This is a genomic window from Brevibacillus sp. HB1.3, assembly GCF_013186635.1.
In the GTDB taxonomy this organism is placed as follows: Bacteria; Bacillota; Bacilli; order Brevibacillales; family Brevibacillaceae; genus Brevibacillus; species Brevibacillus brevis_D.
In genome coordinates this window covers 231,698-246,655 of record NZ_JABMIT010000005.1, presented here as the reverse complement: position 1 = coordinate 246,655, position 14,958 = coordinate 231,698, and the positions used below count along the sequence as shown (strand labels likewise).

General features: G+C 46.0%; 13 protein-coding genes and 1 riboswitch. Of the genes, 11 read left to right on the top strand and 2 right to left on the bottom strand.

All coding sequences use genetic code 11. The features are described 5' to 3' along the window. The first annotated feature begins 201 nt into the window (after positions 1-201). On the top strand, positions 202-993 hold the full coding sequence (locus tag HPY31_RS14090; RefSeq protein ID WP_172141233.1) for a hypothetical protein: 792 nt from the start codon (positions 202-204) through the stop codon (positions 991-993). 124 nt (positions 994-1,117) lie between these two features. Beyond that, positions 1,118-2,434, top strand: a complete 1,317-nt coding sequence (locus tag HPY31_RS14085; RefSeq protein WP_172141232.1) for a globin-coupled sensor protein — start codon at positions 1,118-1,120, stop codon at positions 2,432-2,434. A gap of 17 nt (positions 2,435-2,451) precedes the next feature. Here the strand turns inward: HPY31_RS14085 and HPY31_RS14080 are convergent, their stop codons facing one another. After that, a complete protein-coding gene (locus HPY31_RS14080) occupies positions 2,452-2,931 on the bottom strand; it encodes a cysteine dioxygenase (RefSeq protein ID WP_172141231.1) in 480 nt (159 codons plus the stop codon). 399 nt (positions 2,932-3,330) lie between these two features. Here HPY31_RS14080 and HPY31_RS14075 point away from each other — a divergent pair, with 399 nt between their 5' ends. From HPY31_RS14075 to HPY31_RS14065, 3 genes are all read left to right on the top strand, one after another. Continuing rightward, positions 3,331-4,482 (top strand): MFS transporter, encoded by a 1,152-nt coding sequence (locus tag HPY31_RS14075; protein ID WP_172141230.1) that lies wholly within the window; start codon positions 3,331-3,333, stop codon positions 4,480-4,482. A gap of 67 nt (positions 4,483-4,549) precedes the next feature. Then, complete coding sequence (yunB, locus tag HPY31_RS14070; RefSeq protein ID WP_172141229.1) at positions 4,550-5,275, top strand: sporulation protein YunB; 726 nt, start codon at positions 4,550-4,552, stop codon at positions 5,273-5,275. Between the two features lie 133 nt (positions 5,276-5,408). Next, positions 5,409-6,050, top strand: a complete 642-nt coding sequence (locus tag HPY31_RS14065) for a hypothetical protein (RefSeq protein WP_172141228.1) — start codon at positions 5,409-5,411, stop codon at positions 6,048-6,050. Between the two features lie 533 nt (positions 6,051-6,583). Here HPY31_RS14065 and HPY31_RS14060 read toward each other — a convergent pair. After that, positions 6,584-7,030, bottom strand: a complete 447-nt coding sequence (locus HPY31_RS14060) for a hypothetical protein (protein WP_172141227.1) — start codon at positions 7,028-7,030, stop codon at positions 6,584-6,586. A gap of 316 nt (positions 7,031-7,346) precedes the next feature. Here HPY31_RS14060 and HPY31_RS14055 point away from each other — a divergent pair, with 316 nt between their 5' ends. The 6 genes from HPY31_RS14055 to HPY31_RS14030 all read left to right on the top strand — a co-directional run bounded on the left by HPY31_RS14055 (position 7,347) and on the right by HPY31_RS14030 (position 14,651). After that, positions 7,347-7,508, top strand: a complete 162-nt coding sequence (locus HPY31_RS14055) for a helix-turn-helix domain-containing protein (protein WP_172141226.1) — start codon at positions 7,347-7,349, stop codon at positions 7,506-7,508. Positions 7,509-8,170: 662 nt separating this feature from the next. Beyond that, positions 8,171-9,166 (top strand): ABC transporter substrate-binding protein, encoded by a 996-nt coding sequence (locus tag HPY31_RS14050; RefSeq protein WP_172141225.1) that lies wholly within the window; start codon positions 8,171-8,173, stop codon positions 9,164-9,166. Further along, positions 9,163-11,349 (top strand): ATP-binding protein, encoded by a 2,187-nt coding sequence (locus tag HPY31_RS14045; protein ID WP_172141224.1) that lies wholly within the window; start codon positions 9,163-9,165, stop codon positions 11,347-11,349. Before HPY31_RS14050 ends, HPY31_RS14045 begins: the two co-directional genes overlap by 4 nt. Positions 11,350-11,356: 7 nt before the next feature. Next, on the top strand, positions 11,357-12,736 hold the full coding sequence (locus HPY31_RS14040; protein WP_172141223.1) for a sigma-54-dependent transcriptional regulator: 1,380 nt from the start codon (positions 11,357-11,359) through the stop codon (positions 12,734-12,736). Between the two features lie 159 nt (positions 12,737-12,895). Beyond that, a complete protein-coding gene (locus HPY31_RS14035; protein ID WP_172141222.1) occupies positions 12,896-13,828 on the top strand; it encodes a c-type cytochrome in 933 nt (310 codons plus the stop codon). Positions 13,829-13,982: 154 nt separating this feature from the next. Further along, positions 13,983-14,651: an HAD family hydrolase gene (locus HPY31_RS14030; RefSeq protein WP_172141221.1), complete on the top strand. Its 669-nt coding sequence runs from the start codon at positions 13,983-13,985 to the stop codon at positions 14,649-14,651. A 68-nt stretch (positions 14,652-14,719) separates the two neighbouring features. Next, positions 14,720-14,868, top strand: a riboswitch (FMN riboswitch). Positions 14,869-14,958: the final 90 nt, after the last annotated feature.

The following is a 14,958-nucleotide window of genomic DNA, read 5'->3' as shown; positions in this document are numbered from 1 at the left end:
CTCGTCCGTTTTCCCGCTACGGCTAGTGATGGTAATTCCTTTTGATTCGTACTCATGCGAACCTCCGCACGTTTTATTGCCATAGTGTTCCTTACTTTCTACATTCCCTCTCACTTATTTTACCGTGTAGGACGGTATGACCAAAGCCATTTTTTGCATACTACAGATAAGCTGAGCAGATGAAAAGGTGGATGTATCGACATGTGGACAAGCAAGAGGGCAGGTATGATTGGTTGTATCGTGTGGATGTTGACAGGAGCCGGGTGGGGACAAGCTGCTCTTGCCTTGGAGGCGAGAGACGTACAGCCTCCTCCGACTGTGTTTGAGGAAATCCAGATTAAACGGCAGGATGTGACAGGCGATGGTAAGCCAGATCTTATAACGTTGCTAGGTAAGAGATTTGCAGCAGACAGCCCTTACTTCGAACACTTAAAAATCATGGTGCAAGACCCCGTTGCGAAAAAAACAACTTTTTTTACAACACCGTATGGCGCCTATCAGCCGGAGATGTTCTTTTGTGATTTTACCGGAGGGGGTGTGCAACAAATTTTGCTTCAGGCGCCGACTGGGGGCAGTGCAGGGACGTCTGAGTTTTATTTGTTCGCAGACAAGAACAATAAGCCCGTGATTCTGCCTGTTCCGCAACCCTTGACGATTTCGGGCTCCTATCAGGATCATTACAAAGTGTCGTTGACGATCAAGGAGACGGGGGAGACTGTCGTTCTCGATTTGTCTGATCGCAAAAAAATCTATGAAGAAAATGGTGTCTACAAGAACGGGAAGCTGGTTTCTCCAGTAGAGGTCTTGCCTAACACCTTCAGCGTACTCAAGCCTATCGATGAAAACCGCGATGGCATCTGTGAATTAAAAGGGGAGCAGAGAGTCAGCGGTGTAGCCAACGCCGATACGATTGCGTATGTGGAGTCGTACTGGAAATGGGACAAGACAAGCTGGAAGCTGCAACGGGCAGTCGTGAGGAAAGCGGAAATGTAGGCGTTAGCAAGGCTCATTCAACCGCCCATTGTCAAGGTGGGCGGTTTACACCCGTTTGTAAAGAGGTATATAATTGAAAGGATATTGCAGAGATATATGTACTCAGATAAAAGGAGTTCAGGCTATGAGCACATGTCCGTTTTCCACCTTTTTTGGATTAAAAGGGAAAGGAAAAAGTGAATCTTTTTTTCAGGGGGTGAAGGAAAAGGGGGAAGTGCAGATTGAAGGGAAAAGCACACTCGCGAAGCAACTAGCAATGATCAACCTGACCGAAGAAGAACTGAGCATTGTGAAAGCACTTCAACCACTTATCATTCAAAATATTGAGGCTATTATTGATTACTTTTATGCCAGTATTGAAAATGAACCGCTTTTAATGAAAATTGTAAACCAAAACAGCACGATTGAACGGTTGAAACTAACGTTGAAGCGCCATATCTGCGAAATGTTTAGCGGACGCATCGACAGCGCTTACATTGAACAGCGCAGTAGAATTGCGGTTATTCATATGCGAATTGGCTTGGAACCAAAATGGTACTTGAGTGCATTCCAAAACATGCTGGTCTCCTTGATTGATCTCTTGCAAAAAAACATCGCGGACAAAGACGAGTTCGTACAAGCCTTCAGGGCCGTCACGAAGATTCTCAGCATCGAACAGCAAATTGTGCTGGAGGAATATGAAAACGAGCATGAAAAGGCGCGGCGAGCGGATCAAGACAAAAAGGACGAGCTGCGAATCCTCCTGACCAATTCCGCACATGAGCTGGCAGCGGTATCAGAAGAAAACAGCGCGTCTGTGGTGCAATTGACAGAACAGTCGAGAGAAGTGCTTCGTTTTGCCGAAAATGGCACGGGCTTTTCCACGAAAGCACAAGAGCTGTCCCGTGAAGGTAAAGAAAAGCTGGAAAAACAGCAGGAACAAATGTGCTTGATTCAGAGCAGCGTCAAGCAAATCTCGGAAGAAATGAACGCGATGGAGAAAAACGCCGAAAAAATCCAAGGGATTGTCGAGGTCGTGACGGCAATTGCTGAGCAGACGAATCTCTTGGCTTTAAATGCTGCGATTGAAGCAGCACGGGCTGGCGAACAAGGACGCGGATTTGCTGTCGTAGCCGATGAGGTACGCAAGTTGGCAGAACAGACAAAAAAGTCAGTGTTCGGTGTGCGTGAGCTGATCGAAAAGACGAACCAACAGACAGTGGTTCTCTCGTCTGTCGTGGTAGAAATTCAATCGCTAGTCCAATCGAGCACTGCGGTAGCAAACGAGACGAATGCCTTTTTTGAAGGAATCATGAGCGCTGTCTCAGACAGTAAAGAACAGAGCTCACGAATTCAGCGGGAGCTGGAAAACTTTTTCAAAGTCATGGAAGATATGAACCAAGCAGTGGCACAGGTAGCCAGCTCTGCGGATGAGCTATCGGAAATAACAGAAAACCTGTAGAAAAACGAAAATCAGTATTACGTTGTCGGTTCAAAGGGGCAATATTGGCGGCAATTACGCAATGGAGGACTGTAAACGTTTATGGAAACAACCGGACTTTGTCCATTGTTGCGAATGGCATGAATCTCCCCAGGCTCAACAAAATAGTATTCACCCGTGCTGACATGAGTTGTTTGTGCTCGTAGAACTTCATTTTCATTATTCGTTTGGACATAAATCATATTCGTTAACGTGCCTGAGATTACCAATTCCCATCCAAAAGAATCACCGTGATTATGCGGAATGGATTCTTGTTCTGTCGGCAGATGGATCAAGACCACTTCTACATGTGGCGTGGAGAATAATACTTTGCGCCCATAAGGGAGGTTTAGCGGCTCCGGGATGTATGGACCGAGTTGTTCCATGCAAGGAGACAGGGATACGAGAGCGTGTCTAAGCTGGGCAGGAGTAGGCGAAACGAGGGAGCCAAATGCTTGTTCCAGACGTTCCAGATTCATAAATAACCTCCCAAACGAAAGTCATACTCCCTACACCATATGATTAAATTTCAAGAGAAGTGATAGCCTGAGCTTGCCCAAGAGGAAATGAATTACCATTATTATTGCATTGTAAATCAACAGGATTACTTGAGTTTAAGGCGCTTTTAGAGAAAAAGCGTCTTTTTTGTGCTATCGACAATCAGCTCACTCACCACCTATTATGAAGGTACGGCAACAAATGCCGTACAGGGCGATTTGGGGAGACGTCCCCCATCAAAATGTTTCGAGAACCTAAGCTTTCCGATTTTCATTCAAGAGGAGGCATGTGCATGTCAACTGCCATAATCAGTGTACGCACCCACTAGAGGGGGGGCGTTGATCCAAACCACCTGTCATGATCGGGAGGTTTGGATGCAGATGAATCACAAATGGTATTTGTATGTCAATGCGTTGTCGTCCTTGGGATCACGGATGAATTTGATTGCGTGTAGCGCGTTGATTTTTACATTTGAACATAGTGCTTATTGGATGACCGCTTTTTTTGTGGCAAGACAACTAGGAGGGATGCTGTTTAGTCCCTTGGCAGGCATATTGGCCGATCGAATGGACAGAAGGCGTACCATGATCGCAAGCGACATGGGGGCAGGTCTTGCTATTGTGGCCATCGCTTTTTATCCGACACCGTATGTATTAATTGCAGCGGCTTTTCTCAATGGCATGCTGTATACGCTGTTTCATATTAGCTTTCAGGCATCCATGCCGCAAATTTTTGGGAGTGAGCAACTGGTTCAGGTCAATGGATGGAAGGTTCGGCTGGAATCATCGGTAGGCATTATAGGCTTCATGCTGGGAGGATGGCTGACAGATCATTATGGCTATACGATTGTGATCGTTTTGGATGCCGCCAGCTTTCTTTTCTCTGCATGGATTCTAACGAGACTTCGGTGGGAGGAGAAGGGGGACAATGCGCGAGCTGCGAAAAAAGTATCGAGCGGCTTTCGTGTCACCCTTCGCTACTTGCGGGAAACACCCGTACTTCTGACAATTAGTCTGTTAGCTTTTCTCGTATCGCTCAGTACGTCTGCGTATAATTACGGGTTGCCTTTTTTGGCGGATCAATTGCGTGGTAGTGATGCTACTCTGCACGGATTGATGTGGACGGCGATGAGTGTCGGAGGCTTGCTTGGCTCCTATGTGGCAGCTCGTTTGCGGGTAAAGCTGGTGAATGGGATGCTCGTCGCTTATGCTGTTTGTTCCGCGGGGATTGTAGGGGCATTCGCGGCAAACCATGCTGTGTTTGTGCTTCTGCTGTTGGTTTTCGCGGGTCTTTTTTCCGGGGCAGCACAGGTTTATGAGAGCACACTTTTGCAGCAAGCCCAAAACGAGCTGCGCGGCAAGGTGATGGGGGTGCAGGGGCTCTTGAGTCGAAGCGGGTTCTTCGCTGGTTTTCTCATGGCTCCATTCTTGGCGGGTGCCTTCACTTTATTTGGGATGCTGGTCTTTGCCCAGTTGATGTTTGTCGCAGGGCTGATCGGATTTGGCTTGTATCTTAATTTTTCCAAAAAATAGAAATTCAGACTCTTTGTACACGTAGTCTTTTTTCCACCTTCCAACCATAGGATGTACCAGTTGGGAGGTGTCGGGATTGGCCGTATTTCGACCCCGTCGGCGTTGGAGAAACCCGCTTTCACGTACGAGAGCGTTTTTGATCGCGTTGGTTATCTTTTTTGTTTTGACGATACAGACCCTTGTGTTTTTGCAAAATCGATTGGAGCCTACTCTTATGATCCTGGCGACGCAAAAAGCCGAGCAATTGGCGAAAGAAGCGATCACAGATGCTGTAACCAAGCGGATTTCCCAGCAAGGTGTCGACTTCAATCAGATTGTCAAAATCGAGAAGAACAACAAGGGGCAGATTCAGGCGTATCAGTTCAACTTCAAGGAATATGCAAGAATCGTGGGCGAAACAACAGCGAGAGTCCAGAATAAGCTCCAAGAGTTCGAACAGGAAAAAGTAGACCGCACGATCCCGCTTGGTTTGGCTACAGGAAACTCCTTTTTGGCATCGATGGGGCCGAATTTGCCAGTGACTTTCGTGCCCATTGGCTCGGTCAAGACCAAGCTGGAGACAGAGCTGAAGGAAGCAGGCATCAACATGGTGCTGGCGACGGTTTATATTTTCGTGGAGGTCGATTTGCGCATCGTCATCCCTTTTGCGACTGAGGAGCAGACGGTCACGACGAAAATCCCGATCACGCACTCCTTGATCATTGGCGATGTGCCGACGTATTTGTATAACAACTCGGAAGGCAAGCCGGATGTACCGCGGATCCCTGGTGATACACCGAACAGCACTCCGTAATCGCTGAATAGGAGAAAGCGGCAGCTCATAGCTGTCGCTTTTTTGTGTTCACCCAACAGGGATTGTCAGCGCAAATCTAGACTTGTATGATACAGGTAAAATCCTTCGAGAATAAGCTTGAGGAGGAAATTGGATGAATTTCACTAAGATAGTTGAGGGTATATGGGGAAAGAAATGGTCTCCATCAGAGGATAAGGAAAAAGATATAGAGTGTGATACGGCTCTCTTAGATCATAGTCACCTTGTGGCGGAACGTTTCCCACAAAAAAGTTTTAATCTGGATAGATTCCCCTTGCAAATAAAAAATCAAACTGTGTTTGAACAGGTTAATATCTTTTTTGATAGGACGGATGATAATCCTACCCTAATTTCCTATCTAAGAGAAGAAGAGAAATTTAAACAGGTATTCCGTAAACTTTGGGCGTACAATTCAGTTTGGATAGAAACAACATTACCTAAAGTAAACGTCGAAATGGCAGCAGATGCTCTAGATAGTGAGAATAAAAAAATAAGGGTTAAAGAAATTCATACACAATTGAAAGCATCTGGTAGTAAGAGCATGAAAATAAAACACCTACATGATTTTGAATTATTCCTTGAGTTAGGGCTTCGTGAGAAAGTCTCTACCGTGTTTGTATTTGAAGATATGAAGATTTGTGTATGGTCAAATTTTGATTTTTCGTTACCTTTATATTCGGGTGATGATAAATACACGGAGCTACTCCAAAGGATTTGTTCTACGGAGGGAATATATTTGCGCTCATTAACGGATTGATCATAGCTGGAAATGGGCAGCGAACGCTAAGAGCCGCCGAAAAAGCGACAGCGCACTGCTGTTGCTTTTTGTCGTGAAGCTGTTGGAGAGGAACAAGAGACAGGTTCGTTTTACGGTAGCAGGCACGATGCTGGTTAACACCATAAAGGGATTTCGAGAGCGTTTTCCCGAGGTGGAGCTGTCTCTATATAGAAATGACATCTACCGAGCAACGGAAAGCTTTAGAGGATGGGAAAATTGATGTTGGCTTCCTTCGCGTGGCAGAATCGTCCATCCATATCACTTCCCACTTGTTTACCAACAAATACTGCAGCTATCTGTTTTCTTTGAGGATCGCGTACGTCCACACATCCGTTAACAAAAAAAGGCTTCATCCCCGAAGGGATTGTCTCTCTACACCAACGCGTCAAGGGTTCACTTCGCCTTACGCCCTTGACCCTGTTGGTTCCGTGAAAGATGTCCTAATTAGGGATGAAACCTTTTCATTATCGGTTGATTGAGTTTACACAAAAATCTTGACAGACCCTTAATTTCTAATCTGAATTATCCTTTGAAACAACCCACTTTAAGCTTGGATCTTCAAACATTTTTTTGAAATTATTTTGATTCACGATCTTATAATCACCCTCTTTACTAATCATCACATAAATTTTTTCAACGAATACTGCCATGCTCAACTTTTCTACTCCATTAATATATATTCGTACTCTATAGTCACCATCTATCTCTGTAAAATTCTCTTTTTTAAGTTCCACAACTGATAATTCATTCAAAATTTTATCTACCATTTCCTTATTTGTAACGGAAACTCTTGCACTATCAGATTCTCTACGAATGTCAATACGAACTTCATCATTTTTCGTGATCTGATTTAATGCTTTTTCATTAAGAGATGTATATTTCATCCTATCAAATGCATAAAAAAGACCAGCAATCACAATAATTAAAACTACAGTCAAAATTATTCTCTTTTTATTCAAAATTGAGGCACCCTTCCCGAAATATACTTATACTCGATTCCACAAAGTTCAATCAAGACTATATTCCTATAAAAACGTAATAATTTCAAACTATTTCCAACTATGAAATCTTGTGAAAGGTTTACGTATATTTTCCCGTCTCATAACATGAGGCTCCTGGCTGACCTTTGCCCAAGAGGCTGAAAAAGTAGGGTTTGTTTGAAAAACGGTAGACCTCTTTATTAATTATGCACGATTGCAAGATTTAATAAATTTTGAATAGTAAAATATTACCAAATCATTATTATAAACGATAAATTTTTTTAGGGGGCATCGTATGTCTACGCAAATCGGAAATATACTCCACGCCTACCGACAACGGGAAAATATATCGTTGAATAAGCTTGCAGAACGTACAGATATGAGCAAGACAGCACTTTCCAAGATCGAATCAGGGGAGACAAGTAGGGGACTCAATGCCCCAAATCCATCTACATGAGTCAGGCGAAAGTCTGTACGTACTGAGACATTACGCAGATGGGACGAACATGGCTGTAGAGTTCGTGTTGGAAAACGGCAAGTGGGAAAAGTAGTAACCACGAGGGGCGGCGAAAGCTGCTCTTTTTTATTGGACTTGACGGGGTAGCACCAGCAAAACGCGGATAAACACCGTTAAAGGATGTGGACAGCTAAAAACGCCGATTTTAACCACGCTAAGACTGCAGCACAAGACCAATTGTGTTGTATCCACGACGGCGAATCTTACTCTTTTTAGAGCTTCACGCAACACAATTTAGCCTCAAGATGGCATTTCACAATGCAACACAACCGTTAAGTACCCAGTGTCATAGAATACACCAGAAATTGCATAAAGTTGTGACAGATAGAGATGGGGTTGCCACTCACTGGCTGCGTTACTGTATACAAAAAGCCGATTGTATAAGCAATCGGCTGAGAGAAACTTTGCGCGTGTCGTGAAGACTAAAAACTCATAGGTGGTGGATTGTACCATGACACAAGTGAAAGTAAATATATAAAATCATCATGATTAATACGGAAAACATATTATTTAGACTAATCCGTATTCTAGACCAAGGTTTGTTAATTATTCACATTTTCTGCAATCATTTGCCGCTATGATGAGAGATGGATGTGATACCGATGAAGAAACAAAGGAAAATCCTCTTTCTCATCTTGTTAGTGACAGGAACTCTGCTCGATTGGTCTAGTAGTCAGCAAAAACAGGACGTCGATCTGTACACGATAGGAATTGTGATTGCCAATGAGGATCGAAAAGATAAAGTAGCGGGATTAAAGGCGGGATTACAATCGCTGGGTCTCAGTGAAGAAGTGCGTGTTCAGTATGCGCCTGTTTATTTGAACACGGCTCGAACTCTTGAAGAGGAGCGCGCTCTTGTTCAGGACCTGATTTCTAAAAAGCCTGATGTCGTCGTCACGACAGGGGCGCACGAGACTTTTTTGATTCAACAGGAGACAACGACGGTTCCTATCGTTTTTATTGGTGTCGCCTCATTGGTCGAGCTACCACTTGTTGAGACAGAGGGGACGGTTACGTGTGGAATCAGCAATGGCCAAATGAATGTGATTGGGAAAAGGTTGGAGCTGACCACTCGTTTGTTGCCTGATGCCAAGCGCATTCTGATCATTGCCGATTCTCATGCTCCTACGACAGAGCAAGCCATCGTAGAAGCAGGGTCAGCTGCTTCCTTGCTCGGTGTTAGCTTGCAGGTGGAGCAGGTTGCTTCTCCAAAAGATTTAGAGCTATTGCTCAGTAGGCTCTCTCCAGGTGAATACGACGCCATGCTTCCTTTACCTAGCTATGTTCTGGAAGACGCGATTACCGATTGCTTGCCTCTTTTGATCGAGAAGCAATTGTTTGTCATGGGCTCTTATCCCGAGCAGGTGAAGGCTGGTTTGTATGCCGCTTACGGCGTTTCTTTTCATGCACAAGGCATGCAGGCTGCTCATATGGTAGCGCGGGTGTTGGATGGTGTGCCGCCTACCGCGCTGTCAATCGAATGGCCGGATGACGTGCGATTGGTTGTCAATGCTACTTCCTTGTCCAAGCTTCCGATTACCGTAACCGATCAACAGTGGTCACTGGCACAGGAATGGTATGGGGTGAAGAACAAATGAGGAGGAGCAGACTACCGCGCATCAATCGACTGAAGACAAAGATGCTCCTGTTTGGACTATGCATGTCCATCATCCCTTTTCTGTTTCTTGGTTCTATCAATCTGGATACCAGTAAAGAAAAGGTTCGAGAAGAGGTAGACAGAGCCAATCAGATTTACGTGGAAAATACGTTGGCGCAGTTGGATATGCTTTTTTTACATACCTCCCAATCCATGGAGGTGGTTCAGCAGCGGTTTCTCAATGAACGCCCTAGCAATGATGATGCATATTTTTTATTGAATACGTTATTGAAAACCTCCCCTTATATGGAGGAGGTCGCGATTTTTCATCAGGATGGAGAGCCGCAGTTTTTGCTGAATCGCTGGAAGCACCAGAGACTGAACACAATCAGGGAGCAAGACAACCAACTTCTTCCCACCATCCAGTCGGGAAAGCCATACATCGGAAGCATTGTCCGATCAGCGGAAGGGAAGCTGCTGGTAACGATCGCGATTCCTCATGTATCTGCCGATGGTGTAAAAGGCGGCATGTACGCAAACCTCAATGTAAAGCAGCTGCTCGAACAAGTCACGCTGCGAGCTCGATATGAAAACGAGGCCTACTTGTTTGTCACAGATGGGAACAGCGATAGGTTTGCAGATCCGTTTATGCTGGGCAAGCCTTCTGATGGCTCTTTGACCTATTATGAACAAGCGGTTCCTCCCTCATGGACACTACCAGATCGAACAGACAAGCCTGTTATCCGTACGTATCAAGCCTCCAATGGAGATGTCATGGTCAACTATGCCAAGCGCTCTTCTGTCACACATTGGGTCATTATGCTGGAGCAGTCGAGCCAAACGGCGTTTGCAGCCTTTTCAAAATTGGAACAGTCCCTGCTCTTTACGACCTTATTCATCGCACTTATCGTGTTGGGGATTAGCATTGTGTTTTCTGTCTCGTTTAGCCGATTAATGGAAAAGATTGAATCCGCTGTGCAAAAAATCGCAGGTGGCGACTTATCCGTGCGAATACCAGTGACGACCTCAGATGAAATTGGCAGACTAGCCTCGTCCTGCAATGAAATGGCACAGAGTCTGGAGACGAAGACCAATCAGCTTCTGGATGAAAAGAAACGGCTTGATCTCGTCGTCAGTGGCATGGGGATGGGGCTAATTCTCGTAGATGAATCTTTTCGCATTCGCTGGATTAACCAAACAGCGTCGGCGTGGTTCCAGGATGCGGCGAATCTTCTAGGGAAAGACTGCCATCTGACGATTGGTCAGCAATTCAGTTCATGCAGTAGTTGCATGCTCCGAACACGACAAATGGTAAACGAAAAGCAGACTGACCTTATTTCCACCAGAGTCGATCAGGATGGACGTGTCCGTTCTTATCGCCATCAGGTTTTTCCTCTGCATCCGGAGAAAGAGTCGTCTGCTTTTCTGGAGGTTATCGAGGACATCACGGAGAAACGAGAGCTGGAAGCCGCAATCGCACAAGCAGACAAGCTCGCTGCTATTGGACTCTTGGCGTCGGGAATCGCCCATGAAATCAATAATCCATTAGGCATTCTGTCGTTGTATGGACAAGACTTGCGAGACCGTCTGGTGGAAGAGGATATTCGAGAGTTACAGGACACAGGAGAGCTTACCCAATACTTGGACACGATGGACAAACAAATTAACCGCTGCAAGGAAATCACGACCCGATTGCTGCACTTTTCGGGGAAATCACCCGTTATCGTAGAAAAAGTAGATATTCATCAAGTACTATCAGACATTCTCATTCTTCTGTCCCATGAAATACGTGTCAAACAAGTAACGGTGAACCAGTCTCTATCGGCCTCTGCTCCGTTTCTTCTTGCTACCCCAGGGCAGCTTCAGCAGATTTTGCTCAATCTGTTAACCAATGCGCTTTACGCGACCCAGGAGCGAGGGAATATTGAGATAGCAACCGATTCTCCATCGAATGATAGACTCCGTCTGAGGATCAGGGATGATGGATGCGGTATACCCGCAGCAGATTTGCCACATGTTTTGGAGCCCTTTTACACAACCAAGCCTCCTGGAAAAGGGACTGGTCTCGGGTTATCGGTCTGCTACGGGATTGTGACGAATTTAGGCGGAGAAATCGAGATCGAAAGTACGCCAAACATAGGCACGACTGTTACGGTCATCCTGCCGTCGGCAAAGGGGGAATGAACAAAAGATGCACACTGACACACGTATACTCATTGTTGATGACGAAGCAGATTTCCGCCATCTATTAACCAGTCGATTGAAGAGAAAGGGATATACCACGCTGGAAGCATCTGACGGAATTAGTGCACAAAAGCTAGTAACCAGCGAAACGATTCATGTCATTTTGCTTGATTTGAAAATGCCCGGGATGGACGGTCTCTCCTTTCTGCAATGGTGCAAGGAAACCTCTCCTGCGATTCAAATCATTGTTGTGACGGGACACGGAACCATTGAAACAGCGATCGAAGCAATGAAACGCGGCGCTTATGATTATTTGACAAAGCCTTACAACCTCAATGAATTGGAGGTTTTGATTTCCAAGGCCGTCGAAAAACAGCAGTTGACCGAGGAAAACCAACAGTTGAGAGAAGTTCTATCGACAAACGGGAAAACGACGTTTCAAATCGTTGCGGAAAGCCCGAAGCTAAAGGAGGTCTTAGCTACCGCCAAGCGAGTAGCCAGTACGGATTTTCTCGTTCTCTTGAAAGGGGAAAGTGGGACAGGGAAGGATGTCATCGCGAGACTCATTTATGAATGTAGTGAGAGGGCATCAGAGGCATTCGTACCGATCAATTTGGGAGCAATACCAGAAACGATGCTGGAAAGTGAACTGTTCGGGCATGAAAAGGGAGCCTTTACTGGCGCAACTGCTCAGAAAAAGGGACTGGTAGAGATTGCCCATCAAGGAACGCTCTTTTTAGATGAAGTAGGGGATTTGCCTTTTCCTTTGCAGGTCAAGCTGCTCCGTTTTCTGGAAACCGGTGAATTTCGCCGAATAGGGAGCCCGATTCTGCACAAGGTGGATGTTCGGATCATCGCTGCTACCAATGCGGATCTGGAAAAGAAAGTGGAAGAAGGAACGTTTCGATCCGATCTTTATTTCCGGCTGCATGTCATGGATATAACGATTCCACCTCTCACGCAGAGAAGAGAGGACATTTTGCCACTGTCTGTTTTCTTTTTGAATCGCCTCAAGCGTAAGTATCCGGTCAAACCGCTTTCTGTGAAAGCGCAGGCAGCTCTTTTGGCCTACTCATTCCCGGGGAATGTTCGGGAGTTGGCTCATATGATCGAACGCGCTGTCGTTTTGGCAAAAGGAGAGGAGATTGACGACAAGGATCTCTTTCCGCACGCACAGCCAGTACCTCACAACCCGTCAGATCGAAAGCTCACTACATCAGCAGAGACGGGCGAGGAAGAGGCATTTTTACTGAAAAATGTAGAGCGAGAACATATCAAGCACGTGCTGGACGTTTCCCAATGGAACAAGACCAAGACAGCTGAGAAGCTGGGGATCAGCGTACGTAATCTGTATCGAAAAATCGAAGAGTACGAGCTGCGACCATGACATTTTGTCGCGGATTGACCATGACATTTTGGCATGGTCTTTTCTTTTTCTTGCTGTTTGGAAGCCCTAAGTCGTTCGTTTTCCTGTTTTAATCGTTTGGCACGCCTCTTGCTACTCTTACCCTAGTGAATACACGATCAACATGGAGGAGTGAGACCTATGATCAAAAAAGAGAAGACAGGCTGGAAGAAGCTGTCCATGGCTGTAGTGGCGATGCTGGTCTTTGCTGGCTGCGCTACACAGCAGACCGCCCAACCCACCTCAACAGCGAGTGAGGCCAAAGATAAAACAGCGAGTGGGGCATCGGGAGCAATCAATCTAGATTCCTACACCCCGCCTAGTATGGACAAGGTGCCAGAAGGGCCATTGGGAGAATCGATTAAGTATGGACATAAGTTAATGAATGAAACGAGCACAGTGATCCCCGAATACACAGGGAATAAGCTCTCTTGCTCTAGCTGTCACGGTAATGCCGGAATGGATGCGACCTCCCCTTTAACGGGTGTCACCGCAGTCTATCCCCAGTACATTCCAAGGTCTGGAAAAGTGGTTACCATTGAAGATCGCATCAATGGTTGTTTTCAACGAAGCATGAACGGAAAGCCATTGCCTTACAACAGCGATGAAATGAGAGCGATGGTAGCCTATCTGTCGTATATCTCAACAGATGTACCAGTAGGCATTAAAGAGCGCCCGTGGATAGAGAAAAATGATATGAAGAGCGTACCTCAACCGAATGTGGCAAATGGAGAAGCCCTCTTTCAAAAATCGTGTTTACAATGCCACGCAGCTGATGGTTCAGGTACAGGACCAAACTCTGGACCAGCTCTATGGGGGGATAACTCCTTCAATATTGGTGCAGGTATGGCCCGTATTTCCAAAGCTGCTGGCTACATTCAGCGCAATATGCCTCTAGGGGAAATGGGCGGTATCAAGCAAGGCTCGCTAACCGATCAAGAAGCAGCGGACCTAGCTGCCTATATTTTGTCCAAGCCGCGTCCAGACTTTGCCAAAAAGGCACAGGACTGGCCAGCTGGAGGCGTTCCAAAGGATGTGCCGTATGAAGTAGACAGCGCCAAGAAGAAGCAATAGGAACTCAATACCGAACTCCAGAAAGGGGACTGTCCCAAAAGTTATAAAATGACGGAGGGATCGTCCTCTTTTTGATAAAATGGGAGGAGCAGCCACCAGATTATTCCGTCATTCTTGGACAAGCATGGCGTATTATCAAAAAAGGAGGCACAAAATGAGCATAACCTTTCAAAAAGGCATTATTTTCGATATGGACAATACCTTATTGCAATCCAGGATCAACTTCGCAGAGATGAAGCGGGCCATCTTTCAGCTATGGGTGGACAATGGGATCGTTTCTCCCACACTTGAGTGGGAAGAGCGTACCGCATCACAGCTCATTGAGATCGGGCGAAAAGCAGAGCAAATGACGAGAGAGCTGGAGCAAGCGATGTGGGATGCGGTAACCGTGATCGAAAAGGAAGGGATGCATGGCGCTGTGCTGGAGCAGCACGCGGTAGAAGTGTTAGAAGAATTGAAGAACCGCTATCAGCTGTATATCCTGACCAACAACGCTTATGCCGCTGCGGAGGAGGCTTTGAACGAGACGGGAATCGCCTCTTATTTTGACGAAATCGTCGCCCGCGAGCAGATGACGATCTTGAAGCCATCTCCATCGGGCATTCACTATATTCGCAGCCGCAAGCCGGATTGGCCTGTTTCGGCTTGGACGATGATCGGGGATTCGTGGATCGATGGTAAGGCGGCATGCGACGGACAAGTTGCTTTTATTGCCTATCAAGGGAACGAGCAGGACATGGAGCGAAATGGTGTTGTGCCAAGGGCATACATTAGGGATTTAAAAGAACTACTGACGGTCCTCGAAATGTGCGAGCAAGGGTAAAAGTGCACTTCTCCCATAAATGATTACAGACAATCGCAAAAAATATGCTATACTTTGCCTAACTGAATACCAGCCTTCAGGGTAGGGTGCAATTCCCGACCGGCGGTAATGACGAACGCACGTCTGAGCCCGCGACTCGCTATCGTAAGCAGTTGATAGCGACTGACTTGGTGCAAATCCAAGGCCGACGGTACAGTCCGGATGGGAGAAGGTATTTGGAACGGCCTGTTTCGCTGTTTTTTTTCAAAAAACGGTAGAAGCAAGGCTTCTTTCTGAACGCCCTGAGCATAATATTCATGGGCGTTTT

Excerpts from the sequence above, each read along its gene's own strand:
- HPY31_RS14090 (WP_172141233.1), top strand. The coding sequence starts at position 202 with ATGTGGACAAGCAAGAGGGCAGGTATGATTGGTTGTATCGTGTGGATG.
- HPY31_RS14085 (WP_172141232.1), top strand. The coding sequence starts at position 1,118 with ATGAGCACATGTCCGTTTTCCACCTTTTTTGGATTAAAAGGGAAAGGA.
- HPY31_RS14080 (WP_172141231.1), bottom strand. The coding sequence starts at position 2,931 with ATGAATCTGGAACGTCTGGAACAAGCATTTGGCTCCCTCGTTTCGCCT.
- HPY31_RS14075 (WP_172141230.1), top strand. The coding sequence starts at position 3,331 with ATGAATCACAAATGGTATTTGTATGTCAATGCGTTGTCGTCCTTGGGA.
- HPY31_RS14065 (WP_172141228.1), top strand. The coding sequence starts at position 5,409 with ATGAATTTCACTAAGATAGTTGAGGGTATATGGGGAAAGAAATGGTCT.
- HPY31_RS14055 (WP_172141226.1), top strand. The coding sequence starts at position 7,347 with ATGTCTACGCAAATCGGAAATATACTCCACGCCTACCGACAACGGGAA.
- HPY31_RS14050 (WP_172141225.1), top strand. The coding sequence starts at position 8,171 with ATGAAGAAACAAAGGAAAATCCTCTTTCTCATCTTGTTAGTGACAGGA.
- HPY31_RS14045 (WP_172141224.1), top strand. The coding sequence starts at position 9,163 with ATGAGGAGGAGCAGACTACCGCGCATCAATCGACTGAAGACAAAGATG.
- HPY31_RS14040 (WP_172141223.1), top strand. The coding sequence starts at position 11,357 with ATGCACACTGACACACGTATACTCATTGTTGATGACGAAGCAGATTTC.
- HPY31_RS14035 (WP_172141222.1), top strand. The coding sequence starts at position 12,896 with ATGATCAAAAAAGAGAAGACAGGCTGGAAGAAGCTGTCCATGGCTGTA.
- HPY31_RS14030 (WP_172141221.1), top strand. The coding sequence starts at position 13,983 with ATGAGCATAACCTTTCAAAAAGGCATTATTTTCGATATGGACAATACC.